Below are 25,173 nucleotides of genomic sequence, written 5' to 3'. Positions count from 1 at the left end.
CATGAGCAGGTTGCCCGATCCGCCCGCGGGCGGTTTCTGCGCTAAGGCCTGGGAACGCACCGCCGAGCTGCAACGGGCCGTGGTGGCGCACCCGTTCAACGCGGCGCTCGCCGACGGCACCCTCGACCGGGAGCGGTTCGCGTTCTACATCGTGCAGGACGCCCGCTACCTGATCGCGTTCGCGCAGGCGCTGTCCGCGGCCGCGACCCGGTCCGATGATCCGGCGGACGCGGCGTTCCTGGCGGGGGCCGCGCGGGGTGCGCTGGTGGAGGAACGCCGGTTGCACGCGGGCTACGTCGAGGAGTTCGGGCTGTCCGCGGACGATCTGGCGGGCGCGGGCGTGGTCACCTCGCCGTCGTGCACCGCCTACACCTCGTTCCTGCGGGCGAGCGCGCTGGTGGACCCGTACCCGGTGCTGCTGGCGGCGGTGCTGCCGTGTTTCTGGGTGTACCAGCACGTGGGCAGCGAGATCCTCGCCGCCGTCGGCGACGCGTCGGCGCACCCGTACCGCCGGTGGATCGAGACCTACGCCGACGAGGAGTTCGCCGAGGCGGTGCTGGCGGCCCGCGAGCTCACCGACCGGGCGGCGGCCGCCGCCGACGAACCGGTGCGGGAGCGGATGCTGGCCGCGTTCACCCGGGCGAGCGAGTACGAGTGGATGTTCTGGGACGGCGCCTGGCGGCTCGAGCAGTGGCCGACGGCGCGGTGGATCCCGCGGTGAAAGTCGTTGCGGCGGCACGGTTTTCGCACGTCGGCGGGCCGCCCGATCCGATCACCCTCCGCAACGGCCGCCCGCGCGCGACGGGGGCGGTGCCGCGGGTGGTCAGCGGTGGTGGGGGCGCTCGCGAGCAGCGTGATCAGGAGCACTTTCGGACCGTGTTAACGAACACCCTCAGCCACGACGATGAGGCAAACGACACGTTCGTTCGGCGTGTTCGGTCGTGGGGGGTCCGCCTCCCACCGCGCGGGGTTCGGTGGCCTTGAGTACGGGGACTTCAATTCTGATCATGCTGGCGGGGATGCTGGTGCCGGTGCTGGCCGCAGCCCCCTTCTACATCGCCGACCGCCGGGCGGACGCCGAGTCCGCCCAGGCGGAGACGGAGCCTGAGACATCGTCCGCGGACATCCACGTGCTGCGGCCCCGCGCCGAGGGCACCTGCGAGACCGGGCAGGCGGCGGCCTGATCGCGTCGCCGCCCGGCTCGGCGGTTCAGTCCCCGTAGATGGACCAGGCGAGCTTCGACTTGGCCTCCTGCAGCGCGTCCAGCGTCGACCGCTCGTAGCCGCCCTCCTGCGGCTGCGGCGGCACCTGGAGGCCTTCGCTGAGGCCCCAGCCGGAGCCGCGCTGGATCAGCGAGCGGTGCTTGTTCGTGTAGTACCCGGAGTTGATCGACACGGCGACGCCGTGCGCCCCGGCCGCCGCGGCCATCAGGTGCATGTGGAACCGGGTCGACAGCCAGCGCTGGCCGGCGGCCGCGGGCAGCCCGTGGTCCATGATCTCGGAGAACGGGTAGAAGCGGGCGCCGGGCAGGTCGTGCTCGACGAGGGCGAACACCTCGCGGTCCACCCGCGGGATGCCTTCGATGACGCCGACCTGCTCGGGCCGCACGTCCCAGGCGCGCAGCGTGTCGAGCAGGAACCCGGCCAGCGCGGGCACCGTGACGTCCAGCAGGTCCGACTGCAGGCAGATCATCACGTCGCGCAGGTCGTCGGTGCGGTACAGCTCGGGGGCGATGCCGAAGAACATGTCGTCGCCGGTGGCGGTGAGCTGGCCCGCGGAGTCGAGCAGTTCGGCGGACGGTTCGTCGCGCACGTCGATCAGCTCGAACTGCGAGGCGAGGTTGCGCACCAGCGGGCGCGCCTCCTCCGGTGTCGGCCACAGGCCCTGCCCGGTCATCACGGCGCGCCCGCCGGAGCGGCGCACCGCGGCGACCGCGCCCGCCAGCAGCCCGTAGTGCCGCGGCCAGATGGAGTTGATGAACCCGCCGCCGATGATGTGCACCAGGTCGGCGCGCGCGGCGAGCTCGATGCCCGCCAGCCAGTGCGGCGCCAGCCCCGGGTTGATCATGGCGTGCTGCACGAACGACGCCACCTCCCACGGTTCGTCGGAGGGCGCCGACCAGCACAGCCGCCACAGCGTGTCGGTGAACCGGACGTGCGGGTGCAGGTGGCCGAGCAGTACTTCGCTGGGGCCGGGGTTGGGGCAGTCGAGCCACACCTCGCTGTCCGGGGCGACCTGGGCGAGGTACTTCAGCCAGGTCGCGGCGATCAGCTCGTCGCCGTAGTTCGGATTCCCGGTCGTGGCGACCAGGTACAGCGTGGGGGGCGTTGCGGGACTCGACACTGGGTTCTCCACCGTTCGGGTTCGCGGCTGGGCGCGGTAGGCGCCGAACCTAACAACACGGTGCGGTGGGTCCCGCTCGGAGGCATCCGCGGCGGCCGCGCGGGGGCGCGTTCGGCGGCGGCGCGCTGCTCCGGTCGGCCGCAACCCGGTGCGCGCGCAACAGGAACGGCGGCAACGACTCGGTGATATCACCGAGTCGTTGCCGCCGTGGGGCGTGCGGTCAGTTCTGCTCGTGGAGCTGGTCGCGGAGCCGGTCGATGCGGTCGCGGGTGCGGCGGAACTTCGCCTCGTAGTGCTCGTGGAACAGCGCCGTCGGCAGCGTCGAGACGGTGACGCCGAGCTCGTTGCCGGTGGCGGGCTCGTCGGGGACGGGTTCCGTGGCGCGGTCCGCGGCCGTCTCCTGGCGGGGGATGGGGTGCGGTTCGGCGTCGGCCTCGCCGGTGGCGGGCCGCGCGGTGGCCGTGGTCCCGGCGGCGGCCGCCGGGGCGGTGGCCCGCGGGGCGCGCAGCGCGTGCTTGCCGGTGGGCGGCCCGTCCGCGTGCGTGCGGGCCCGGCGCAGCAGCGGCCAGAAGAGCAGGGCGGCGACCACCGCGCCGCCGGCGAAGGACAAGACGACTAGCTCCACGTACTCGCTCCGAATCAGTTCCGCTGGACGGCTTCGGTCGGTTCGGCTTCGGCGGTCTCGGCGGGTTCCGCGGGTGCGGCACCACCGTTGAAGGGGGACTCGAGCGGGATCAGGTAGCTCTGGGTGTCCCCGCGCGGCTCCGGCAGCCACACGTGGTGCGCCGGTTCGCCGACGAGTTCGGCGTCGATGACGTTGTCGATCTCCTGCGCGGCGATCTCGTTGCTGGAGGCGCCGACGAGCCTGCCGACGTTCTCCAGGGAGGACATGACCGCGGTGCGCAGTTCCTCCATCCGGGCCTGCTTGGTGTGCAGGTCCTGCAGGACGTCGAGCCGCAGCTGCTCGGTCTCGGCGTCGCGCCTGCCGCACTCCCAGCGGGTGCGGGCGAGCAGTGCGTCGGCTTCCTCCTGCGCGGTCGTGACGACCGACTTGTACTCGTCCCGGATGGCGTGGCGCATGGCGCGCTCGCGCTCCCGGATGTCGGCGAGGCTCTGCTCGTGCTCCCGGCGGATCTCGCGTTGCCGGACGTCGAGCTCGTCGACGAGGCGGGCGCATTCGGCCCGCATCGCCTCCGCGGCCGCACCGGCCTCGTCGAGCAGTTGCTGCGCCTCGTATTCCGCGCTGCCTCGGATGGTCTCCGCCTGCCGCTGCGCCTGCTCGCGCAGCGTCTGCACTTCTTCCTCGGCCAGCGACAGCATGTTCTGCACGCGTTGCGACGCGTGCGGAAGCCCGGTGTCGGAGGCTTCGATGCGTTTGAGGCGGAGTTCGGCTTCGGCGAGGTCGCGCCGCGCGTCGTCGCAGAGGCGGCGGAGGTCGGTGTTCAGCGCCACCGCCTCGTTGCGATCGATGCTGACCATCCGCAGCTGGTCCTCGAGCAGCTCGATGTGCTCGGTGACCTGGCGGCGGTGGAAACCTCGTACCTGGATGTCGAATCCGGGACGGAGCGGGACGACGGCTTGTGCGGAGTCCTCCACGTTGGACACTCCTCTCCACAGGCGAGGGTCGACTCGCCGAGGAGAGTAGGTCTGATCCGGACCCCGCGCGCGGTGGAGCGGCGCGATCACCACCTGATCGAGTAGTGGCGTGCTCAGTGGATCTCCGGGGGACTGACCTGCGATTCGCCGATGGCCGATGCGGACACGCCCCACTTGCCGAGGATGCGGGCGTAGGACCCGTCGCGGATCAGCTCGTTCACCGCCGCCTGCAACGCCGGGGCCAGCGGCGAGCCCTTCGGCAGCGCGAAGCCGACGTCGAGACTGCGGAACTCGTTGGTCAACCGCAGCGCCGGTTGTTGCGTCGCCGCGTAGCGCAAGCCGTTGACGGTGCTCATGATCGCGTCGACCTTGCCCTGGGCGAGCGCGGAGTACAGGGCGCTGCTCTCCGAGAACACCTCCACCCGGTAGGCGGGGCGGCCCTGGTCGGTGCAGCGGTGGGATCGCGCGGACAGGGTCGTTTCGAAGGTGGTGCCCTTCGCGGTGCCGACGGTCTGCCCGCACAGCGCGGTGACGTCGGTGATCGGGCCGCGGTCGTCACCGCTGCGCACCGCGAATCCCTGCCCGTCGCGGACGTAGGTGGCGAAGTCGATGGTGCGCTTGCGCTCCTCGGTGACGCCGAAGTTCCCGGTGCCCGCGTCGTACTTGCCGCTGCCCAGCGCGGGAAGGATCGTCTCGAACGCGGCGTCCTGCGCCTCGACCCGCAGGCCCAGCTTGCGGGCCACCGCCTCGGTCATGTCCACGTCGAGGCCGACTGCGGTGCTGCCGTCCGCCAGGTAGAACGCGGTCGGCGGCGCTCCGCCGACGGAGCGGCCGATGCGCAGCACCCCGCCGTCGCGGACCCGCGCGGGCAGCAGCGCGGCCGCCGCCTCGCTGCGCCCGACGCCGGAGACCACGTCGGCCTGCGGGTCGAGGCCCGGCGCGATCGCGTCCGGATCAGGGGCCGGGCCGCAGGCGGCGAGCAGAATTCCGCTCAACAGCACGGCGAGCGCGGTCGCCGCGCGATGTCCGGTGCGCATCGTGGTCCCCTTCCGCGCCGCGCGGGCGGCGGGAATCGTCGGGAGCGCCCCGGGATCCGGGCAGGGCGGGGCGCGGTGGGCCTGGGGTCAGCGGTGGCGTCGACAGGACGCCGACCAGACCAGGGCGAGGTCGATGTGGGTTCGCGCTACCAGGCACGTCCGAGCGGGCACCCGCCGAGCTTCACCGGATTCGACCGGAGGTGTCAACGGCGGCCACAGGGTGGGACGGGGATTCCGCGGACTTGACCCGGGTCGGTGCACGGATGGATGTTCGAAGTCCCGATTCCCTTGCACAGGCGGGAGATCATGTCCCAACTGCGAGTCGTCCCGGAAACCGTCGGGGACGTTCCCGAAGTGGTTCCGCTGCGCCGTCCGCTGCGCTGGGTGGCGGCGGCCGTGGTGCTGGCGCTGCTGGCGGGCGCCGTGTTCTCGGTGGCGACGAACCCGAACTTCCAGTGGAACGTCGTCGGTGCCTACCTCCTCACACCGGCGGTGCTGCACGGGTTGTGGCTGACGGTGTGGCTCACCGCGGTGACGATGCTGCTCGGGTTCGCCCTCGGCACGGTGCTCGCCGTGCTGCGGCTGTCCGGGAACCCGGTGCTGGCCGCGGTCAGCTGGGGCTACACCTGGTTCTTCCGCTCGGTGCCGGTGCTGGTGCAGCTGCTGTTCTGGTTCAACATCGGCGCGCTGTACCCGGTGCTCGGCGTCGGGGAGTTCTCCATCAGCACCGTGGACCTGCTCGGCGGCGTCACCACCGCGATCATCGGCCTGGTGCTGCACGAAGCGGCCTACGCCGGGGAAGTGGTGCGCGGCGGCATCCTCTCCGTCGACCCCGGGCAGTCCGAATCCGCGCAGGCGCTGGGGATGACGCGCGGCCGGACCCTGCGGCGCATCGTGCTGCCGCAGGCGATGCGCGCGATCGTGCCGCCCGCCGCGAACATGCTCATCGGCACGCTGAAGGGCACCTCGATCGTCAGCGTCATCGCCGTGCACGACCTGCTGCACTCGGTGCAGCTGATCTACAACCGCAACTACCAGGTGATCCCGCTGCTGCTGGTCGCGACCGCCTGGTACCTCGTCGTCACCTCGCTGCTGACGGTCGCCCAGCACCACGTCGAGCGGTACTACGCCCGAGGAGCCCGGCGCGACGCGGAACCGGCGCCGTGGCGGCGAATCCTGGGAGGCGGGCGATGACCGCGATGATCGACGTGCGCGGGGTGCGCAAGAGCTACGGGCCGGTGCCGGTGCTGCGCGGGGTCGACCTCAGCGCCGCCGAAGGGTCCGTCACCTGCATCATCGGGCCGTCCGGATCCGGCAAGAGCACCCTGCTGCGCTGCCTCAACCACCTGGAGAAGGTCGATGCCGGGCGGGTGCAGGTGGGCGGATCGCTCGTCGGCTACCGCGAATCCGGTGGCAAGTTGCACGAACTGCCGGACCGGGTCGTCGCCAGGCAGCGCGCCGAGATCGGCATGGTCTTCCAAGGGTTCCACCTGTTCCCGCACATGACCGCGCTCGGCAACGTGGCCGAAGCGCTCATCGGGGTCCGACGGATGTCCACAAAGGACGCGTCGGCGCGGGCGCTGGCGGCGCTGCGCGACGTCGGGCTCGCCGAGCACGCCGACTCCTACCCGCGGCGGCTCTCCGGCGGCCAGCAGCAGCGGGTGGCGATCGCACGGGCCGTCGCCGTGGAACCGAAGGTGCTGCTGTTCGACGAACCCACCAGCGCGCTCGACCCGCAACTGGTCGGCGAAGTGCTCGCCGTGCTGAAGGACCTCGCCCGCGGTGGGCTCACCATGGTCGTCGTCACCCACGAGATCGGCTTCGCCCGGGAGGTCGCGGACACCGTCGTGTTCCTCGACGAAGGCCGAGTGGTCGAAACCGGCCCGCCCGCCGACGTGCTGCTCGCGCCGCGGGAGGCGCGGACCCGGGAGTTCCTCGAACGAGTCCTCTGACCCCACTTCCCCGGAGTGAACGGACCGTTCGTCCGATCTGGTTGGGCGAACGGTCCGTTCACCCGGTGCTGCCGTCGGGCGCGATGCCGACCGGGAGCGCTGCGAAGCCCCTCGCCCGACTCCTCCGGACTGATTCGGATGGAGTGAACGGACCGTTCGTCCCACCGCATCGGGCGGACGGCCCGTTCGCTCTGATCGTTGCGAGTGAGCGGACCGTTCGTCCGATCTGGTTGGGCGAACGGTCCGTTCACTCCGCCTGCCGCTGCCGGAACGCGGCTCGGTGGCCGCCCCGCCGATCGCCGGGAGTGAGGGGACCGTTCGTCCCGTCCAACTGGTCGAACGGTCCGTTCGCTCGGCACCGCAGTGGTGGTGCGACTCCGGGGCCGGCGTCACCCGGTCGGCGGCGCGGAGTTTCGGGTGAACGGACCGTTCGTCCGGTCCAGTCGGTCGAACGGTCCGTTCACTCCGCGACGGTGGTGACCGGAGGCACCGGAGAACGCCGGTCCGTCCCCCGGTCGGCTGGGTTAGGGTCGGCGTTCCCAACGCAGCGTGAAGAGGTGGCGTGTGACAGGTGTGGCCGAGAACGTGCAGGTGGACCCGCGGGCGGCGGTGTTGTTGCGGAGGTGGCTCGCGGAAACGCACACCCCGATCGAGGCGGGGCCGCTGAAGGTGACGATCGGGCCCCTGCGGTTCACCACCGAGGTCACCTACCGCTCGCCGACCGGCGCGCACGGGTTCGGCCCGATCCGCGTCGCGGACTCCGGGGACCTCGCCGACTCCGCGCTGCTGGCCGCGGCCTGCTCGGCGGACGCGCGCGGCAGGGCCACCGCGGACGCCCCGATCAACGCCGAAGGTTCCGGCACCTTGCTGGACTGGCTGCTGGACGCGGTCCGCACCGGCGCGGTGGACCCGCTGGCGGGCAACGACGAGGTCGACGTGCTCGGGCAGGGCGTGTCGACCGAGGACGAGGCACGGCGCTGGCTCGCCTCGCACGTGGAGAGCACGGTGACGCCGGCGCTGCGCAACCTCGACGAGCGCGCCGACTTGGCCGAGGTGACCGCTCGCTTGCTGACCCGCCGATCGCTCGCCGCCATCGGCCGGTTCGGGCTGCGCGGAGTCGCCGACGAGCAGGAGCTGCTGGCCGTGCTGGCCGAGGGGCTCACCGCACTGGCCGACACCTATCCGGACACCGAACGGGTGGTGCAGCACTGGCTCAACAGCGCCACCCTGACCGACCTGGCGGTGCTCAACGGCTCCGGGCTGCGCTACCTGGTCGACGGGAAGGTCGCGGTCTCTCCGGTGCGCTACGAGGTGCCGAACCCGCTGCACGCAGTCCCGGCCGCCGACGTCCCCGGGGTGCCCGTCCCGGAACTCGGCGACGGCTGGTCGCTGCGGCCGGTGGCGCTGGACTCGGATGACCCCGAGTTGGTGCACCGGTGGATGAACGAGGACCACGTGGCGGTGAACTGGAACCAGGCGTGGTCGCTGCAGCGCTGGCGCGACGAGCTCGCCGCGCAGCTCGGTGGGCGGCACTCGCTGCCGTGCATCGTGCGGCGCGACGGGCGGGACGTCGCCTACGTCGAGCTCTACCGGGTGGCGCGCGACAAGCTCGCCGGCTGCTACTCGCTGCAGCGGCACGACCTCGGCGTGCACATCGCGATCGGGGAGAAGGACGCCATCGGGCGCGGCTTCGGCTCGTCGCTGCTGGCCGAGGTGGCCTCCGGTCTGCTGGCCGCCGACCCGGAGTGCGCGCGGGTCGTCGCCGAGCCGAACGTCCACAACGGAGCGTCGGTCGCGGCGTTCGGCAAGGCCGGATTCGCCCGCGCCCGTGAGATCGGCCTGCCCGGCAAGAACTCGGCGCTGATGGTGCGCGACCGCTGACTCCGCTCTTCGCGAGTGAACGGACCGTTCGTCCAGTTCTATCGGACGGACGGTCCGTTCACTCGCCTCAGGTCGCCTCGGTGGCGGTGCGGCGGGGGCTCGGCCCGACGAGGTGGGACCAACGGTCCGTTCACCCGGATGCTCGGGGATTCGGGCACCGGGCTCCGACGGGACTGTCGATGGTGTGAACGGACCGCTCGTCCAACGGGATGGGACGAACGGTCCGTTCACTCGTTTCCGGGGGTGCTCCGGCTCGGCGCCGGGCGCTGGCGCATCCACGGCGGTCGGCCGGAGTGAGCGGACCGTTGGTCCAACGGGATGGGACGAACGGTCCGTTCACTCATGCCCGGAGGTGCTCCGGTTCGGTGCCGGGTTCCGGTGTTTCCGGCGGGCGGACGGCCGGAGTGAGCGGACCGTTCGTCCGACTAGATGAGGCGAACGGTCCGTTCACCCAGACCGAGTGGGCGGGGAGCGGGTGAGTGAGCGGACCGTTCGCCCAAGGAGATCGGACGAACGGTCCGTTCACTCCGAACGTCGGGCGGGTGGGTTACCGCCGGGCGGACGCGTCGGGGCTGAGAGGTAGCGCACGCAGCGGGGGTTCTGGTCACCCGGCGGACCGTGAAATAAGGTTAGCCTTACTTTGTCCGTGTCCCGTGGGGGAGAACGATGCCGGAGCCTCTGGACGTGTCGCTGCCGCTGTCCGCCGCGCAGGCGGGGATCTGGTTCGCGCAGGCGCTCGACCGCGCGAACCCGATCTACAACACGAGCGAGTACGTCGAGATCCACGGCCCGGTGGAACCGGAGCTGTTCGAGGAAGCGCTGAACACGGTGCTGGCGGAAGCGGAGTCGCTGCGCCTGCGGGTGGTGGAGGCGGCGGACGGCCCGCGCCAGGTGATCGACCCGCCGTGGCACTGGGACCTGCCGGTCGTGGACGTCGGCGGCGAGGCGGATCCGCTGGCGGCGGCGTTGGAGTGGATGCGCGGTGACCTGGCGGAACCGGTCGACCTGACGGTCGGCGGCGAGCGGGGCAGGCTGTTCACGGCGGCGCTGCTGAAGCTCGCCGACGACCGCTGGCTCTGGTACCAGCGGATCCACCACGTGGCGATCGACGGCTACGGCTTCTCGATCGTGCTGCGCCGGGTCGCGGAGGCCTATTCGGCGCTGGTCGCGGGCGACAAGCCGGCGGATTCCCCGTTCGAGCCGCTGTCGGCGCTGCTGGACGCGGAGCGGGACTACCGCGGGTCGGACAAGTTCGAGCGGGACCGGGAGTTCTGGGGCGAGTGGTTCGCCGACCGGCCGGAGGCGGCGACCTTGGCGGGCCGGGCGGGACGCACGGCCCGCACGTTCCTGCGCCGCGCCGCCGACGTCGATTCGGGTGCGGCGGACGCGCTGGCGGGGGCGGCGCAGCAGGGCCGCACGATCTGGCCGGACGCGTTCATCGCCGCGTTCGCCGCCTACCTGCACCGGGTGACGGGCCGGCGCGAGGTGGTGCTGGGCCTGCCGGTGATGGGCCGGCTCGGTTCGGCGGCGTCGCGGGTGCCGGGCATGGTGGTGAACGTGCTGCCGCTGCGGCTCACCGTCACGCCGGAGACGACGCGGGACGAGCTGATCGTGCAGGTCGCGAAGGCCGTGCGGCAGGTGCGCAAGCACCAGCAGTACCGGGGCGAGGACCTGCGCCGGGATCTGCGGCTGCTGGGCACGGATCGTCCGCTGTTCGGCCCGATGATCAACGTGAAGGCGTTCGACTACGACCTGTGCTTCGGCGAGCACACCTCGACGGTGCACAACCTGGCGGCGGGCCCGGTGGACGACCTGACGGTGTCGGTGTACACGGCGGGCACCGGGATGCGCTTCGAGTTCGACGCGAACCCGGACCTGTACACCGGCGCGGAGGTCGAGGGGCACCGGGAGCGCTTCCTGCGCTTCGTGCGCCGGTTCTCGGCGGGCGACGGCGCGGTCGGCGAGATCGACCTGCTGTCCGCGGACGAGCGCGCGCTGGTGCTGGAGGAGTGGAACGGCGGCCCGGTCGGCCCGGATCTGTCGGCGAAGACGCTGCCGGAGCTGTTCGAGGACCAGGTCCGCCGCACCCCGCAGGCGGTGGCGTTGACGTGGGGCGACGAGCAGCTGACCTACACGGACCTGGATGCGCGGGCGAACCGGCTGGCGCACTGCCTGATCGACCACGGAGTCGGCCCGGAACAGCTGGTGGCGCTGGCGCTGCCGCGTTCGGCGGAGCTGGTGGTGTCGGTGCTGGCGGTGCTCAAGGCCGGTGCCGCCTACCTGCCGCTGGATCCGGGGAACCCGGCGAGCCGCATCGCCTACATCGTGGCGGATTCGGAACCGGCGATGCTGATCAGCGACACCGCGCACCACGAGAACCTGCCCGCGGACATCCCGCGGCTGCTGCTGGACGACCCGGTGAACGCCGCGCAGATCGCCGAGCACTCGCAGCGGGATCCGCGCGGCGGCGAGCGCGGTCCGCTGACCCCGGACCACGCCGCCTACGTCATCTACACCTCGGGTTCGACGGGCCAGCCGAAGGGCGTGGTCATCCCGCACCACAACGTGGTCCGCCTGTTCACCGCGACGGAACCGTGGTTCGGGTTCGGCTCCGAGGACGTGTGGACGTTGTTCCACTCGTACGCCTTCGACTTCTCGGTGTGGGAGCTGTGGGGCGCGCTGCTGCACGGCGGCAGGCTGGTGGTGGTGCCGCACGAGGTGAGCCGTTCCCCGGAGGACTTCCTGAACCTGCTGGTGCGGGAGCGGGTGACGGTGCTGAACCAGACGCCGTCGGCGTTCTACCAGCTCATCGAGGCCGACCGGAACGCCCCGGAACTGGGGCGGGAGTCGGCGTTGCGCTACGTGGTGTTCGGCGGTGAGGCGCTGGACCTGTCCCGGCTGGACGACTGGTACGCGCGGCACCCGGACGCGCCCACGCTGATCAACATGTACGGGATCACCGAGACGACGGTGCACGTCTCGTACGTGGAGCTGGACCGCGAGCTGGTGGCGCGCCGCGACGGCAGCCTCATCGGCCGCGGCATCCCGGACCTGCGGGTGTACCTGCTGGACGAGAACCTGCAGCCGGTGCCGCCGGGCGTGGTCGGCGAGCTCTACATCGCCGGTGCCGGACTGGCGCGCGGCTACCTGGGCCGACGGGCGTTGACCGCGTCCCGGTTCGTGGCCGACCCGTTCGGCGCGAAGGGCACCCGGATGTACCGCTCCGGCGACCTGGCCCGGTGGCGCGAGGGCGGCCTGCTGGAGTTCGTGGGCCGTGCCGACCACCAGGTGAAGATCCGCGGTTTCCGCATCGAGCTCGGCGAGATCGAGGCGCGCCTGGCCGCGCACCCGCAGGTGTCGCAGGCGACGGTGGTGGCCCGCGAGGACCAGCCGGGTGAGCACCGGCTGGTGGGCTACGCGGTGTCGACGGCCGACGCGGCGGAGCTGCGCGCGCACCTGGCCGCGGAGCTGCCGGACTACATGGTCCCGTCCGCGGTGGTGCTGCTGGACGCGTTGCCGCTGACCCCGAACGGGAAGCTGGACACCAGGGCGTTGCCCGCGCCGGACTTCGCGGCGCAGGCCACCGGCCGGGCCCCGCGGGACCAGGTCGAATCGGCGCTGTGCCGGTTGTTCGGCGAGGTGCTGGGGGTGCCGGAAGTCGGCATCGACGACGGGTTCTTCGACCTGGGCGGGCATTCGCTGCTGGCGACGCGGCTGCTGGCGCGGGTGCGCGGCGAGCTGGGCGTGGAGGTCTCCATCCGCACCCTGTTCGACCACCCGACGGTGGCGGGGCTGGTGCGGCGGCTGGGTCCGGCGCTGCGGGCGCGTCCGGAGCTGCGGCCGGTGCCGCGCCCAGACGAGGTGCCGCTGTCGTTCGCCCAGCAGCGGCTGTGGTTCCTGCACCGCCTGGAGGGCCCGAGCGCCACCTACAACCTGCCGATCGGGGTGCGGCTGTCCGGCGAGCTGGACGTGGCCGCGTTGCGCGCCGCGCTCGGCGACGTCGTCGGCAGGCACGAGAGCCTGCGCACCACGTTCCCGGACCGGCAGGGCGAACCGCGGCAGCGGGTGCTGCCCGCCGCCGCACCGGAGCTGCCGGTGCACGAGGTCGCGGCCGCCGAGCTGGACGAGGCGCTGGCCACCGCCGCCCGGCACGGCTTCGACCTGGCGCAGGAGCCGCCGCTGCGCGCCGAGCTGTTCCGCACCGGCGAGCGGGAGCACGTGCTGCTGGTGCTGCTGCACCACATCGCCACCGACGAGTGGTCGATGGCACCGCTGCTGCGCGACCTGGCCACCGCCTACGCGGCACGGCTGCGCGGCGCGGCACCGGAGTGGGAACCGCTGCCGGTGCAGTACGCGGATTACGCGCTGTGGCAGCGGGAACTGCTCGGCGACGAGCACGACGAGCACAGCCTCGCCGCCCGCGAACTCGCGTTCTGGCGGGAAGCGCTGGCCGGGCTGCCCGACGAGCTGGCGCTGCCCGCGGACCACCAGCGGCCCGCGGTGCCCAGCCATCGCGGCGGCGCCGTGCGGTTCTCCCTCGGTGCCGCGCTGCACCGGGACCTGCGGGCGCTGGCCGCCGAGCACCGGGCGAGCCCGTTCATGGTGGTGCAGGCCGGGTTGGCCGCGCTGCTGACCCGGCTCGGCGCGGGCACCGACATCCCCATCGGCACCCCGGTCGCGGGACGCGGCGACGACCGGCTCGACGAGCTCGTCGGGTTCTTCGTGAACAGCCTGGTGCTGCGCACCGACACCTCGGGGGAGCCGACGTTCGCGGAACTCCTGGACCGGGTGCGCCAGGCGGACCTGGCGGCCTACGACCACGCGGAGCTGCCGTTCGAACGGCTCGCCGAGGTGCTCAACCCGTCGCGTTCGCTGGCCCGGCACCCGCTGTTCCAGGTGATGCTGGCCTACTGGGGCGAAGCGGAGGCGGTGCACGCCGAATTCCCCGGCCTCGATTCCGCGGTGGACGCGGTGGACGCGGGCGCGGCGAAGTTCGACCTGGCGCTGAGCATGCGCGAGACCGCCGACGGCGTCGACGGCGTCGCCCAGTTCAGCGCCGACCTGTTCGAGCAGCACAGCGTGGCGGCGCTCACCGACCGGTTCGTGCGGCTGCTGACCGCCGCCGCGGCCGCCCCGGACACCCCCATCGGCGACCTCGACCTGCTCGATCCCGAGGAGCGGCGGCGGATCTTCCGCTGGGGCGACGCGGTGCCGGACCAGGACGTGCGGCCCGCGACCTTCCCCGACCTGCTCGACGCGCGGATCGCGGCGCACCCGGACGAGCCGGCGCTGGTCTTCGAGGACGTGGAGCTGAGCTACGCCGAGCTGGGCGAGCGGGTGAACGCGCTCGCGCACCTGCTCATCGAGCGCGGCGCCGGGCCCGGCGCGATCGTCGGCGTGATGCTGCCGCGGTCCCCGGAGCTGATCATCGGCCTGCTGGCGGTGCTGGCCTCCGGCGCGGCCTACCTGGCGCTGGACCCGGACTACCCGGCCGACCGGTTGCAGCACATGATCGAGGACGCGGAGCCCGGTCTGGTGCTGGCCCGCTCGGACCGGGTCCCGGACGGGGCACCCGCGGTGCTGCTGGACGACGCGGACGTCCGCGCGGCGCTCGCCGCCCGGCCTACCGGCACCCCGCCCCGGAAGTCCACTGTGGACGACCCGGCGTACGTGATCTACACCTCCGGTTCCACCGGCAGGCCCAAGGGCGTCGTCGTCCCGCACACCGGCGTCGCCGGGCTCGTCGCCACCCAGACCCGGCGGGTCGGCGTCACCGCCGAGAGCAGGGTGCTGCAGTTCGCCTCGCCCAGCTTCGACGTGGCGTTCTGGGAGATCTGCATGGGCCTGCTCTCCGGCGGCACCCTCGTCGTGGTGCCCGCCGACCGGCGGGTGCCGGGCGCACCGCTGGCCGACTACGCCGCCGAGCACCGGGTCACGCACCTGGCCATCGGCCCGTCCGTGATGGGCATGTTCCCGCCCGAGGTGGACCTGCCGCCGAACGCGACGCTGCTGTGCGGCGCGGAGAAGGTGCCCGCCGACCTGGTCCAGCGCTGGTCCCGGGACCGGCGGATGCTGAACTGCTACGGGCCGACCGAAGCCACCGTGAACTCCACGCTGTGGGACTGCGAACCGGACACCGGCACCTCGGTGCCCATCGGCATCCCCGACCCGGGCACCCGGCTGTACGTGCTCGACGCGGCGCTGCGGCCGGTGCCGCCGGGCGTCGTCGGCGAGCTGTACGTCTCCGGCACCGGCCTCGCCCACGGCTACCTGAAGCGGCCCGGGCTCACCGCGGAACGCTTCGTCGCCGACCCGTACGGCGCCCCCGGCTCCCGCATGTACCGCACCGGTGACCTGGTGCGCTGGCGCTCGGACGGGGCGCTCGACTTCGCCGGGCGCGCCGACGACCAGGTCAAGATCCGCGGCTTCCGCATCGAACCCGGCGAGATCGAAGCCGCCCTGGCCCGCCACCCCGCGGTCGCCCAGGTCGCCACCGTGGTGCGCGAGGACCGGCCCGGCGACAAGCGGCTCATCGGCTACGTCGTCGCCCAGCAGGCCGTCGAACAGGCGGAACTGCGCGCGCACGTCGCCGAATCGCTGCCGGACTACATGGTGCCCGCCGCGATCGTGTTCGTGGACGCGCTGCCGCTGATGCCGAACGGCAAGCTGGACCGCGGCGCGCTCCCCGAACCGGACCTGGCCGCCGCCGTCGGCTCCGCGGTGCCCCGCGACCCCACCGAAGAAGTGCTGTGCGCGCTGTTCGCGGAAGTCCTCGAACTGCCGCGGGTGGGGGTGCACGACGGGTTCTTCGACCTCGGCGGGCACTCGCTGCTCGCGGCCCGGCTGATCGCCCGCATCGACGAGGCGCTCGGCGTGAAGCTCAACGTCGGCAGCCTGTTCGCCGCCCCCACCGTCGCCGGGCTCGGCGCGCGCGTGCGCACCGGCGGCAAGGGCGACGCGCTCGGCATCCTGCTGCCGCTGCGCACCGAAGGGACGAAGGAACCGCTGTTCTGCGTGCACCCGGCGGCCGGGCTCGCCTGGCCGTTCTCCGGGCTGATGAAGCACATCGACCCGCAGCGCCCGCTCTACGGCCTGCAATCCCGCGGGCTCGACGAACCGGCGCCGGTGCTCGACGACCTCGCCGCGATGGCCGCCGAGTACCTGGAGCACGTGCGCACCGTGCAGCCGCACGGGCCGTACCACTTCCTCGGCTGGTCCTTCGGCGGCGTCATCGCCCACGAGATGAGCACCCAGCTGCAGGACCGGGGCGAACAGGTCCGGTTCCTGTGCATGCTCGACTCGTACCCGAAGGACGTGTGGGACGTGCTGCCCACCGAGGAGGAGGCGCTCAAGGCGCTGCTGTACATGGCGGGCTACGACATGGACCAGCTCGGCGACGGCCCGCTGCACCGCGCGGACGTGATGGAGATCCTCTCCGCCGAGGGCAGCGCCCTGGCCAACCTCGAAGAGCACACCGTCAAGGCGATCATCGACAACTTCGCCAACTGCGCGGTGCTGGAGAACGAGGCGGACCACGGAACCTTCCACGGCGACCTGCTGTTCTTCACCGCCACCGAGAACCAGGCGAAGGCCTCGCTCACCCCCCGGATGTGGGAGCCGTACGTGGACGGCGTCGTGGAGAACCACGACATCGCCTGCGAGCACAAGGACATGACCCGGCCCGCCCCGCTCGCCGAGATCGCCGCCGTCGTCGAAGATCGGCTCCACGGCGGCGCGGCACCCGGCCCAGACCCGCGAAGGAGTTCCGGAACATGAGCAATCCGTTCGACGACGCCGACGGCTCGTTCTACGCCCTGATCAACGACGAGGACCAGTACTCGCTGTGGCCGGAGCGGATCCGGGTGCCCGACGGCTGGACCGTCGCGCACGGCCCCGCCGACCGGCAGGCCTGCCTGGAGCACATCGAGGTGCACTGGACGGACATCCGTCCGGCCCGCAACGGCGCGTAGATCGAGAACCTCATGCGTGTGAACGACCCCAAGGTCGCGGTGTGCATCGTCTACGTCGCCGCGATGTTCATGAACGGCATGGACGCCACCATCGTGAACGTGGCGCTGCCCGCCATCGGCGCCGAGTTCGGGGTGCCGCCGAGCGCGACCAGCGCCATCAACATCGGGTACCTGGTGAGCCTCGCGGTGTGCATCCCGGTGTCCGGGTGGCTCGGCGACCGGTTCGGCACCAAGAAGGTGTTCCTGGCCGCGTTCGGCGCGTTCGTGCTGGCCTCCGCGCTGTGCGGGGCGGCGCAGGACCTCACCCAGCTGACCCTCGCCCGCATCGTGCAGGGCGCGGGCGGCGGGGTGCTGAGCCCGGTGGCGCTGACCATGCTGTTCCGCGCCTACCCGCCGCAGGAGCGGATCAAGCTGTCCCGGGTGCTGGTGATCCCGACCGCCGTCGCCCCCGCGCTGGGCCCGGTGCTGGGCGGGCTGTTCGTGGAGCAGCTCACCTGGCGGTGGGGTTTCTTCGTGAACGTGCCGTTCGGGGTGCTGGCGCTGGTGTACGGGGCGCTGCGGCTGCGGGAGCACGTCGAATCGGTGCACAAGCGGTTCGACCTGGTCGGGTTCGCGCTGGCCGCGCCCGGCCTGGGACTGCTGATGTACGCGCTGGACGCGGTGTCGATGCGCGGTCCCGGTTCGCCGCACTTCTACCTGGCGGGCGCGGTCGGCCTCGGCTGCCTGGTGGCGCTGGTGGTGAGCCAGCTGCGGTCGCGGCAGCCGATGCTGGACGTGCGGCTGTTCGGCGACTCCTCGTTCCGGCGGGCCAGCCTGATCCTGGCGACCTGCGTGGCCGGTTTCCTCGGCACCCTCTACGGGTTCACGTTGATGTACCAGACGGGGATGGGTGCCTCGCCGTGGGAGACGGGCCTGGTGACGCTGCCGAAGGCGGTGGGGCTGATGGTGGCCTCGCAGGCCGTGACGTGGGCGCACCCGAAGCTGGGGCCGCGGCTGCTGATCGCGCTGGCGATGCTCGGCGCCGCGGGCTCGTTCGCCGCGATGAACCTGGTGATCGGTCCGCTGTCGGCGGGTGCCGTGCAGTTCGCCTCCGGCTTCTTCGTCGGCGCCGCCTCGATCGAGTTGCAGGTGGTGGCGTTCGCGACGATCAGCGCCACCGCCACCGGCGGCGCCTCCACCCTGTTCAACGTGCAGCGCCAGGTCGGTTCGGCGCTGGGCGTGGCGGTGACCGCGGGAGTGCTGGCGATCGGCGGCGCGGGATCTTCCGGGTCGCTCGGCGTCTACCACTTTGCGATGCTCGTCTCCGCCGGATTCGCGCTGCTCGGCGTCCTGGTCGCGCTGCGCATCAAGAACCCGGCGGAACTGCGCACCACCGCTGGTCGCGCGGCCGAAGCCGGGGACGGGGCCGACGCGGTGCCCGCCGGGCGGGGCTGACGGTTCCGCCCGAGCGGGTGGCGAGATCTGGCCCACCGGATGAAGACATCCCGGCGTTCTATGGTTAGGCTAGCCTTAATTCCAGTGATCGTTCTGGAGACAGTGAGGAAGGAACGCCAGGCCCGATGACGACAGCGGACCGACCCCGACGCGGCACGCACCACCGCCCGCCGACCCGCACGCTGGAAGTGCTGCGCACGACGGATCTCTCGCCGTCCATGCGCCGCATCACCCTCGGCGGCGAGGAACTCGCCGGATTCCGCGAGCGGCACAGCGGACCCAACGTGAAGGTGTTCGTCCCGCAACCCGGTCAGCATCGCCCGGTGCTCCCCGTCCTCAACGACGAAGGCCGCTACGACTGGCCCGAACCGCACGAACGACCCACGATGCGCACCTACACGGTGCGCCGCTACGACGAGCACCGCGGCGAGCTGGACATCGACTTCGTCATGCACGGAGACCACGGTGTCGCCGCGTCCTGGGCGCGCCGGGCCGAACCCGGTGACTACCTCGGCGTGCTCGGGCCCGGCGGGCGCACCTGCCGGGAAGCCGACTGGTACCTGCTGGTCGGCGACGAGACGGCGATGCCTGCCATCGCCTCGATCATCGAAGAGCTCCCGATCACCGCCAGCGGCCAGGTCTTCCTCGAAGTCGGCGGGAGCAGCGACCAGCAGCACATCGAATGCCCGCCGAACGTGCGGATGACCTGGCTGCACCGCGACGGGGTCCCCGCGGGGCGCTCCACCCTGCTCACCGACGCGGTCCGCGACCTCGACATCCCCGACAGGCTCGACGTGTCGGCCTGGGTCTCCGGTGAATCCGGGGTCGTCCGCGGAATCCGCCGCCACCTGCGGCAGGACCGCGGGTTCGATCCCGCGTCAGTGCTGGCCATCGGCTACTGGAAGGCCGGCATGGCCGAAACCGACTACCACGATCGATACAACCACGACCGCGACTGACGAGCGGTCTGCGGATTCCACCGTGCCCGCGCGCGACACCGACCGGGTACCGGCGAAGGGACAACCGTGTCTGCGGCTCCGACCCACGTGCAAGGCCACGTCCAGGACATCCTGGGCATCGGCTTCGGCCCCTCCAACTTAGCGCTGGCCGTAGCCGTCGAGGAACACAACCGCCGATGCGGTGAGGACGAACGGCTCGACGCGAGCTTCCTGGAACGCAAACCGGAATTCGGCTGGCACCGCGGGATGCTCATCGAAGGCACCACCATGCAGGTCTCGTTCCTCAAGGACCTCGTGACGATGCGGGAGCCCGCCAGCGACTTCTCCTTCCTGTCCTACCTCAAGGACAAGGACCGGCTCGTCGACTTCATCAACCACAAGACCATGTTCCCCACCCGGGTCGAATACCACGACTACCTGGAGTGGGCCGCGGGCCGGCTCGACCACCTCGTCCAGTACGACGCCGAAGTCATCGACGTGCGGCCCGTGCAGGACGGCGAGGTCTTCGAAGTGCTCGTGCGGCACGGCTCCGGCCAGGTCACCGCCAGCCGCGCCCGCAACATCGTCATCGCCGTCGGGCTCGAAGCGAGCCTGCCCGCGGGCGCCGAACTCGGCGACCACGTGTGGCACAACCTCGAACTCATGCACCGCGTCGGCGAACTCCGCGACAGCGACCCGCAGCGGTTCACCGTCATCGGCGCCGGGCAGAGCGCCGCCGAGGTCACCGACTACCTGCACCGCACCTTCACCGGCGCCGAAGTCTGCTCGGTGTTCAGCCGGTACGGGCACACCCCCGCCGACGACAGCCCCTTCGCCAACCGCATCTTCGACCCCGACGCGGTCGACCACTTCTACACCGCGCCGGGCGGGGTGAAGCAGCTGCTCATGGACTACCACCGCAACACCAACTACTCGGTGGTCGACCTCGAACTCATCGAGGAGCTCTACGCCCGCGCCTACCAGGAGAAGGTGCGCGGCGAGGAACGGCTGCGGATGCTCAATGCCTCCCGGGTCGTCGACGTGCGCGCCACCGGTGAGGGCGTCGCCGTCACCGTCGAATTCCTGCCCACCGGCGAACGGACCGTCCTCGACTCCGACGTCCTCGTCTACGCCACCGGCTGCCGGCCCGGCGACCCCGGCCGCTTCCTCGGGCGCACCTGGGAGGAATGCCTCCGCGACGGCGACGGGCAGGTGCAGGTCGACCGCGACTACCGGGTGCGCACCACCGACGGGGTGCGCGGCGGCGTGTACTTCCAAGGCGGGACCGAGCACACCCACGGCATCACCTCGTCGCTGCTGTCGAACGGGGCCGTGCGGGCCGGGGACATCCGCGAATCCATCCTCCGCTACCGCAGCGCGCCCGAACCGGCGGTGCACGCGGACTACGCGCTCACCGGCGACCGAGCCTGACCCGGTACTGGAGTGAACGGACCGTTCGTCCGAGCAGATCGGACGAACGGTCCGTTCACTTCGCTTGCCCGCGGCCGAGACCAGGCGCCCGCTTCCGCGAGTGAACGGACCGTTCGACCAACCGGATGGGACGAACGGTCCGTTCACGCGTCCCGCCCGCTGATCGATCACCGGGCCGCGGTCGACCGGGGTGAACGGACCGTTCGCCCAATGACACCGGACGAACGGTCCGTTCACTCGTGTCGTCCGCCGGTCGATCACCGCCGCGGACGGCTGGGGTGAACGGACCGTTCGCCCAACGACACCGGATGAACGGTCCGTTCACTCCGGCACCGTGCCGGCCGTGCTGCGCCGGGAACGCGAACGTCTTCTGGCCGGGGTGAACGGACCGTTCGCCCAACGGGACTGGACGAACGGTCCGCTCACTCCGCTAAGGGCGTGTGAGCACCGGCACAGGCGTCCGGGAACAAAGCCCCCGCGCCAGGCGGTTGCAAGCGACGATGGACACCGTCGCCAACCCGGACCGCACCGCCCTCGAGGCCGCCGGTCCCGCATCCCGGCCCGACCCGATCCGCGGTACCGCACGAGGTCGTTCGGCCGTCCCGCTCTCGATCTTGGATCTCGCTCCCGTCGGCGTGCCGACCACGCCGGGAGAGGCGCTGGCCACCACCACGGAACTCGCGCAGGCCGCGGAACGCTGGGGTTTCCACCGGCTCTGGGTCGCCGAGCACCACGGCATGCCGGGCATCGCGAGCTCCTCGCCACCGGTGGTGATCGCGCACTTGGCGGCGGCGACCAGCACGCTGCGCCTCGGTTCGGGCGGCGTGATGCTGCCGAACCACGCGCCGCTGGTCGTCGCCGAGCAGTTCGGCACCTTGGAGGCGTTGCACCCGGGCCGCATCGACCTGGGCATCGGCCGCGCCCCCGGCACCGATCAGGGGACGGCGCGGGCGTTGCGGCGCACCAGCGGCCCGCTGTCGGTGGACGACTTCCCGGAGCAGCTGGGGGACCTGCTGCGGTTCCTCGGAGACGGGTTCACCGCCGATCATCCGTACGCGGAGGTGAGTTCGGTCCCGCACGGGCAGGCGCCGCCGGTGTGGCTGCTGGGTTCGAGCGGCTTCAGCGCGCAGGCGGCGGGCGCGCTCGGGTTGCCGTTCGCGTTCGCCCACCACTTCTCGGCGCGGAACACGCTGCCTGCGCTGGACCTGTACCGGCAGTCGTTCCGGCCGTCGGAGGTGCTGGACGAGCCGTACTCGATGATCGGCGCGCAGGCCATCGCCGCCGACACCGCGGAGGAGGCGCTGGACCTGGCGCGCCCGATGGCGTTGAGCATGCTGCGGTTGCGCAGCGGGAATCCGGGCCGGATGCCGAGCCCGCAGGAGGCGCGGGACCACCAGTACTCCGAAGTGGAGCAGGGCATCGTGGATTCGTGGCTGGCGGACGCGATCTACGGCACGCCGGAATCGGTGCACGCGGAGCTCGAGGAGCTGCGGGAACGCACCGAGGTCGACGAGCTGATGTTGACCGCGAACCTGTACGACCGGGAGGCGAAGCTGCACTCCTACGAGTTGATCGCCCGCGCCTACGGCCTGCCCGGGGTGGCCTGAGCCACGTCGTCGCGTGGCCGGCACCACTGTCCCGCCAGGTCACGCGCAGGCGCGCACCGGCGGTGGCGTACGGTCGTTTCCGGTGTTCGTGGCAGAGGCGGGATTGAGGGATCTGTGGTGAAGCCTGGCGTTCTGGCCGCTTACCGGGTCATGGCGTACGTGACAGCGGTGCTGCTCATCTTGCTGTGCTTGGCGATGGTGTTCAAATACCTGTGGCCCGAGGGCTCGTCCGCGCAGTTGATGGGCGATTCGTGGACGACCACGATCGGCATCGGCCACGGGTACCTCTACATCGTGTACCTGTTCGTGGCGCTGGTCACCACGGTGCAGCTGCGCATCCCGTACGGCCGGATGCTGCTGGTGCTGCTGGCCGGGACGATCCCGCTCGGCGCGTTCTTCGCGGAGCGCAAGGTGGTGCTGTGGCACCGGCTGCGCACCGGCGGTGAGCCGCTGCCGTTCGAGTCCGCGGCGACGACCGGGTCGACGAGCTCATGACGGCCGTTCCCGAACAGGCCGAGGCCACTCCCACCACCACCGCGAAGCGGCGCGGCGTGCTGGCCGCCTACTTCGCGCTGACCAAGCCGCGGGTCATCGAACTGCTGCTGGTCACCACGATCCCGGCGATGTTCCTGGCCGAGCGCGGCATCCCGTCGCCGTGGCTGGTGCTGGTGACGCTGGTCGGCGGCGCCATGTCGGCGGGCAGCGCGAACGCGTTGAACTGCGTGGCCGACTCGGACATCGACGCGGTGATGCACCGCACCCGCAGCCGCCCGCTGGTGAGCTACGAGGTGCCGCGCAAGCACGCCTTGATCTTCGGGATCGTGCTGGGCGCGGTGTCGTTCGCGGTGCTGGCGATCGGGGCGAACCTGCTGGCGGCGGTGCTGTCGCTGGCGGCGATCCTGTTCTACGTCTTCGTGTACACGCTGCTGCTCAAGCGCCGCACCTCGCAGAACATCGTGTGGGGCGGGGCCGCCGGCTGCATGCCGGTGGTGATCGGCTGGGCCGCGGTGGCGGGCGAGGTCGAGTGGCCCGCGCTGGTGATGTTCGCGGTCGTGTTCCTGTGGACGCCGCCGCACTTCTGGTCGCTGGCGATGAAGTACCGGGACGACTACGCGCGCGCCGGGGTGCCGATGCTGCCGGTGGTGGCGACGCCGCGGCAGGTGTCGGCGCGGATCCTGGTGTACAGCTGGGCGACGGTGGCCTCCACGTTGCTGCTGGTGCCCGCGACGAGCTGGGTGTACGTGGCGGTCGCGGTGTTGTCCGGCGCGGCGTTCCTGATCGTGGCGCAGCGGCTGCACGCCGCGGTGCGGCAGGGGCGCACGACGAACCCGATGACGTTGTTCCACCTGTCGAACTCGTACCTGGCGGTGTTGTTCGTGGCGATCGCCGTGGACGCCGCGGTGGGCCTGCCCACCTTCAGCTGACCGCGCGGCCTCCGCGGCGGGGCGGCTGCTGGCCGACCTGCGTCCGCGCCTGCCAAGCTTGATCCGCACGATCACGTCGTTCGCGGCGCGGCGTGGACGATCATGGCGGAGGGGGCGGCATGAGCGAACGGTGGAACGAGGCGGCGGTCGCCGCACTGCGGTCGGTGGGCACGCCCCGGCGCTGGCGGGAGGGCGCCGTGCTGTTCGGCGTCGGCGACGGCTCGGACCACGTGCTGCTCATCCGCAGCGGCCGGGTCAAGGTGTGGTCGATGTCCACGCGCGGCGCGGAGACCATGCTCGCGATCCGCGGCCCCGGTTCGGTGATCGGCGAGTTCTCCGCGGTGGACGGGCAGCCGCGGGCGTCCGCGGTGACCGCGTTGGGCCCGGTGCTGGCGGACGTGGTCCCGGGCGCCGAGTTCCGCCGGTTCCTGCACCGGCACCCCGAGGTGATGTTCGAGCTGCTGGTCGGCGTGGTCGCCCGGATGCGGGAGTCCGACCGGTACCGGGTGGAGTTCGCCTCGGCCGGGGTGGGGCAGCGGCTCGCCCGGCTGCTGCTGGAACTGGTCCGAGAGCACGGCGTGCGCGAGGCCGCGGGCCGGTACGCGATCGCGATCCCGTTGAGCCAGGCCGAACTGGCGGCCGCGACCAGTGCCTCGCGGGAGGCGGTGGCCAGGGCGTTGCGCGAGCTGCGGGACCGCGGCGCCGTCGACACGCAGCGGCGCCGGATCACCGTGCTGAACCGGGAGCTGCTCGCCGAGCACGCCGAACCCGGGTGAGCTCAGCACAGCGCGCGCAGCACCGTCCACACCAGGAACGCCAGCAGCGCACCGCAGCAGCAGTGCAGCGCGGCCCGCAACCGCCGGTACTTGGTGGTCGCGATGAGCGCCAACGCCTCCGCCTGGCGCCACGCCAGCGTGCACAGCTCGGTAGCCGAGGCGCCGCGGGCCGGGCGGAACGTGGGGAAGGCGAACGGGTTCGCCCCGCCGGCGGGTGCCCCGGTGCGCGGGGTGAGCACGGCCGCGACGTGCAGCAGCGCGCCCAGCGCCCCGCACAGCAGCAGAATCAGCAGCACCAGCGACGCGATCTGCGGCGGTCCGGCGTGCACCGGTTCGCCGGGCGCTCGGGACATGGCGTTGCCCGCCCCGCCGATTCCGATGCCGAGGGCGGGGATCAGCAGTCCCGCCTTGGTGTCGGCACCGGAGATCCAGGTGCGGAAGTCGCTCGCGGTGCGCAGCGCCACCTCCAGCTCCTGCTCCGGGGTGAGGTGGTCGTCGTCCGCGCGTTCGCGCGGTGTCGCGGGCGGGGTCGATGTGGTGCCTTCGCGGTCCATGGCGTTCTCCCTGCGGTGCGGCGAACTCGGTGCGTGATCAGTCCAGCACCCGCGGTGCGCGTCGTCTGCGTCAGATGCCACAGAGCCCGGCACCCGCCCGGCACCCACCTCGGGCGCGAGTGAACGGACCGTTCGTCCGATCCAGCTGGAGGAACGGTCCGTTCACTCCAGCCGGAGGTTCGTGTGCGACCGAACTTGATGGGTGAGCGGACCGTTCGTCCGATCTGGTC

19 protein-coding genes are annotated in these 25,173 nt (G+C 71.9%); 14 read left to right on the top strand and 5 right to left on the bottom strand.

Translation table 11 applies throughout. The annotated features are described in order from the left end of the window. Position 1 precedes the first annotated feature (1 nt). Positions 2 to 721: a TenA family protein gene (locus ABZ805_RS09750; protein ID WP_358436975.1), complete on the top strand. Its 720-nt coding sequence runs from the start codon at positions 2 to 4 to the stop codon at positions 719 to 721. A 286-nt stretch (positions 722 to 1,007) separates the two neighbouring features. Then, on the top strand, positions 1,008 to 1,184 hold the full coding sequence (locus tag ABZ805_RS09745) for a hypothetical protein (protein WP_358436972.1): 177 nt from the start codon (positions 1,008 to 1,010) through the stop codon (positions 1,182 to 1,184). Between the two features lie 25 nt (positions 1,185 to 1,209). On the opposite strand, the gene ABZ805_RS09740 is transcribed toward ABZ805_RS09745, so the two are convergent. The 4 genes from ABZ805_RS09740 to ABZ805_RS09725 form a co-directional block, all read right to left on the bottom strand. After that, complete coding sequence (locus tag ABZ805_RS09740) at positions 1,210 to 2,343, bottom strand: polysaccharide pyruvyl transferase family protein (protein WP_358436969.1); 1,134 nt, start codon at positions 2,341 to 2,343, stop codon at positions 1,210 to 1,212. A gap of 220 nt (positions 2,344 to 2,563) precedes the next feature. Next, complete coding sequence (locus ABZ805_RS09735) at positions 2,564 to 2,968, bottom strand: hypothetical protein (RefSeq protein WP_358436967.1); 405 nt, start codon at positions 2,966 to 2,968, stop codon at positions 2,564 to 2,566. Positions 2,969 to 2,982: 14 nt separating this feature from the next. Further along, positions 2,983 to 3,939: a hypothetical protein gene (locus ABZ805_RS09730; RefSeq protein ID WP_358436965.1), complete on the bottom strand. Its 957-nt coding sequence runs from the start codon at positions 3,937 to 3,939 to the stop codon at positions 2,983 to 2,985. A 113-nt stretch (positions 3,940 to 4,052) separates the two neighbouring features. Next, on the bottom strand, positions 4,053 to 4,976 hold the full coding sequence (locus ABZ805_RS09725; protein ID WP_358436962.1) for an ABC transporter substrate-binding protein: 924 nt from the start codon (positions 4,974 to 4,976) through the stop codon (positions 4,053 to 4,055). Positions 4,977 to 5,282: 306 nt separating this feature from the next. Between ABZ805_RS09725 and ABZ805_RS09720 the strand changes: the two genes are divergently transcribed. The 12 genes from ABZ805_RS09720 (at position 5,283) to ABZ805_RS09665 (ending at position 24,389) form a co-directional block, all read left to right on the top strand. Further along, positions 5,283 to 6,170: an amino acid ABC transporter permease gene (locus ABZ805_RS09720; protein ID WP_358436959.1), complete on the top strand. Its 888-nt coding sequence runs from the start codon at positions 5,283 to 5,285 to the stop codon at positions 6,168 to 6,170. Continuing rightward, complete coding sequence (locus tag ABZ805_RS09715) at positions 6,167 to 6,928, top strand: amino acid ABC transporter ATP-binding protein (RefSeq protein ID WP_358436956.1); 762 nt, start codon at positions 6,167 to 6,169, stop codon at positions 6,926 to 6,928. Before ABZ805_RS09720 ends, ABZ805_RS09715 begins: the two co-directional genes overlap by 4 nt. A gap of 573 nt (positions 6,929 to 7,501) precedes the next feature. Next, positions 7,502 to 8,809 (top strand): GNAT family N-acetyltransferase, encoded by a 1,308-nt coding sequence (locus ABZ805_RS09710; protein ID WP_358436953.1) that lies wholly within the window; start codon positions 7,502 to 7,504, stop codon positions 8,807 to 8,809. Positions 8,810 to 9,475: 666 nt separating this feature from the next. Next, the gene (locus ABZ805_RS09705) at positions 9,476 to 16,585 is read left to right on the top strand and encodes an amino acid adenylation domain-containing protein (protein WP_358436950.1); all 7,110 of its coding nucleotides are present in this window, start codon (positions 9,476 to 9,478) and stop codon (positions 16,583 to 16,585) included. Beyond that, positions 16,582 to 16,779, top strand: a complete 198-nt coding sequence (locus ABZ805_RS09700) for an MbtH family protein (RefSeq protein ID WP_358436947.1) — start codon at positions 16,582 to 16,584, stop codon at positions 16,777 to 16,779. Before ABZ805_RS09705 ends, ABZ805_RS09700 begins: the two co-directional genes overlap by 4 nt. Positions 16,780 to 16,797: 18 nt before the next feature. Then, complete coding sequence (locus ABZ805_RS09695) at positions 16,798 to 18,213, top strand: DHA2 family efflux MFS transporter permease subunit (RefSeq protein WP_358436945.1); 1,416 nt, start codon at positions 16,798 to 16,800, stop codon at positions 18,211 to 18,213. Positions 18,214 to 18,338: 125 nt separating this feature from the next. Further along, positions 18,339 to 19,172, top strand: a complete 834-nt coding sequence (locus ABZ805_RS09690; RefSeq protein ID WP_358436942.1) for a siderophore-interacting protein — start codon at positions 18,339 to 18,341, stop codon at positions 19,170 to 19,172. Between the two features lie 66 nt (positions 19,173 to 19,238). Beyond that, positions 19,239 to 20,582, top strand: coding sequence for a lysine N(6)-hydroxylase/L-ornithine N(5)-oxygenase family protein (locus tag ABZ805_RS09685; RefSeq protein WP_358436940.1), 1,344 nt, complete (start codon positions 19,239 to 19,241; stop codon positions 20,580 to 20,582). A gap of 500 nt (positions 20,583 to 21,082) precedes the next feature. After that, the gene (locus tag ABZ805_RS09680; protein WP_358436937.1) at positions 21,083 to 22,189 is read left to right on the top strand and encodes an LLM class flavin-dependent oxidoreductase; all 1,107 of its coding nucleotides are present in this window, start codon (positions 21,083 to 21,085) and stop codon (positions 22,187 to 22,189) included. 117 nt (positions 22,190 to 22,306) lie between these two features. Continuing rightward, the gene (locus ABZ805_RS09675; RefSeq protein ID WP_358436934.1) at positions 22,307 to 22,684 is read left to right on the top strand and encodes a DUF3817 domain-containing protein; all 378 of its coding nucleotides are present in this window, start codon (positions 22,307 to 22,309) and stop codon (positions 22,682 to 22,684) included. Then, entirely contained in the window at positions 22,681 to 23,613 is a 933-nt protein-coding gene (locus ABZ805_RS09670; RefSeq protein WP_358436931.1) for a heme o synthase, read from the top strand. Before ABZ805_RS09675 ends, ABZ805_RS09670 begins: the two co-directional genes overlap by 4 nt. 119 nt (positions 23,614 to 23,732) lie before the next feature. After that, on the top strand, positions 23,733 to 24,389 hold the full coding sequence (locus tag ABZ805_RS09665; RefSeq protein WP_358436927.1) for a Crp/Fnr family transcriptional regulator: 657 nt from the start codon (positions 23,733 to 23,735) through the stop codon (positions 24,387 to 24,389). Positions 24,390 to 24,391: 2 nt separating this feature from the next. Here ABZ805_RS09665 and ABZ805_RS09660 read toward each other — a convergent pair whose 3' ends face one another. Beyond that, complete coding sequence (locus ABZ805_RS09660) at positions 24,392 to 24,943, bottom strand: hypothetical protein (RefSeq protein WP_358436925.1); 552 nt, start codon at positions 24,941 to 24,943, stop codon at positions 24,392 to 24,394. Positions 24,944 to 25,173: the final 230 nt, after the last annotated feature.

The sequence above is a fragment of the Saccharopolyspora sp. NPDC047091 genome, from assembly GCF_040643635.1.
Lineage (GTDB): Bacteria > Actinomycetota > Actinomycetes > Mycobacteriales > Pseudonocardiaceae > Saccharopolyspora_C.
This window is presented reverse-complemented; position numbering and strand designations above follow the sequence as displayed.

Coding starts and splice junctions, on each gene's coding strand:
- ABZ805_RS09690 (WP_358436942.1), top strand. CDS start 18,339: ATGACGACAGCGGACCGACCCCGACGCGGCACGCACCACCGCCCGCCG.
- ABZ805_RS09745 (WP_358436972.1), top strand. CDS start 1,008: ATGCTGGCGGGGATGCTGGTGCCGGTGCTGGCCGCAGCCCCCTTCTAC.
- ABZ805_RS09720 (WP_358436959.1), top strand. CDS start 5,283: ATGTCCCAACTGCGAGTCGTCCCGGAAACCGTCGGGGACGTTCCCGAA.
- ABZ805_RS09725 (WP_358436962.1), bottom strand. CDS start 4,976: ATGCGCACCGGACATCGCGCGGCGACCGCGCTCGCCGTGCTGTTGAGC.
- ABZ805_RS09750 (WP_358436975.1), top strand. CDS start 2: ATGAGCAGGTTGCCCGATCCGCCCGCGGGCGGTTTCTGCGCTAAGGCC.
- ABZ805_RS09660 (WP_358436925.1), bottom strand. CDS start 24,943: ATGGACCGCGAAGGCACCACATCGACCCCGCCCGCGACACCGCGCGAA.
- ABZ805_RS09705 (WP_358436950.1), top strand. CDS start 9,476: ATGCCGGAGCCTCTGGACGTGTCGCTGCCGCTGTCCGCCGCGCAGGCG.
- ABZ805_RS09680 (WP_358436937.1), top strand. CDS start 21,083: ATGGACACCGTCGCCAACCCGGACCGCACCGCCCTCGAGGCCGCCGGT.
- ABZ805_RS09665 (WP_358436927.1), top strand. CDS start 23,733: ATGAGCGAACGGTGGAACGAGGCGGCGGTCGCCGCACTGCGGTCGGTG.
- ABZ805_RS09700 (WP_358436947.1), top strand. CDS start 16,582: ATGAGCAATCCGTTCGACGACGCCGACGGCTCGTTCTACGCCCTGATC.
- ABZ805_RS09715 (WP_358436956.1), top strand. CDS start 6,167: ATGACCGCGATGATCGACGTGCGCGGGGTGCGCAAGAGCTACGGGCCG.
- ABZ805_RS09670 (WP_358436931.1), top strand. CDS start 22,681: ATGACGGCCGTTCCCGAACAGGCCGAGGCCACTCCCACCACCACCGCG.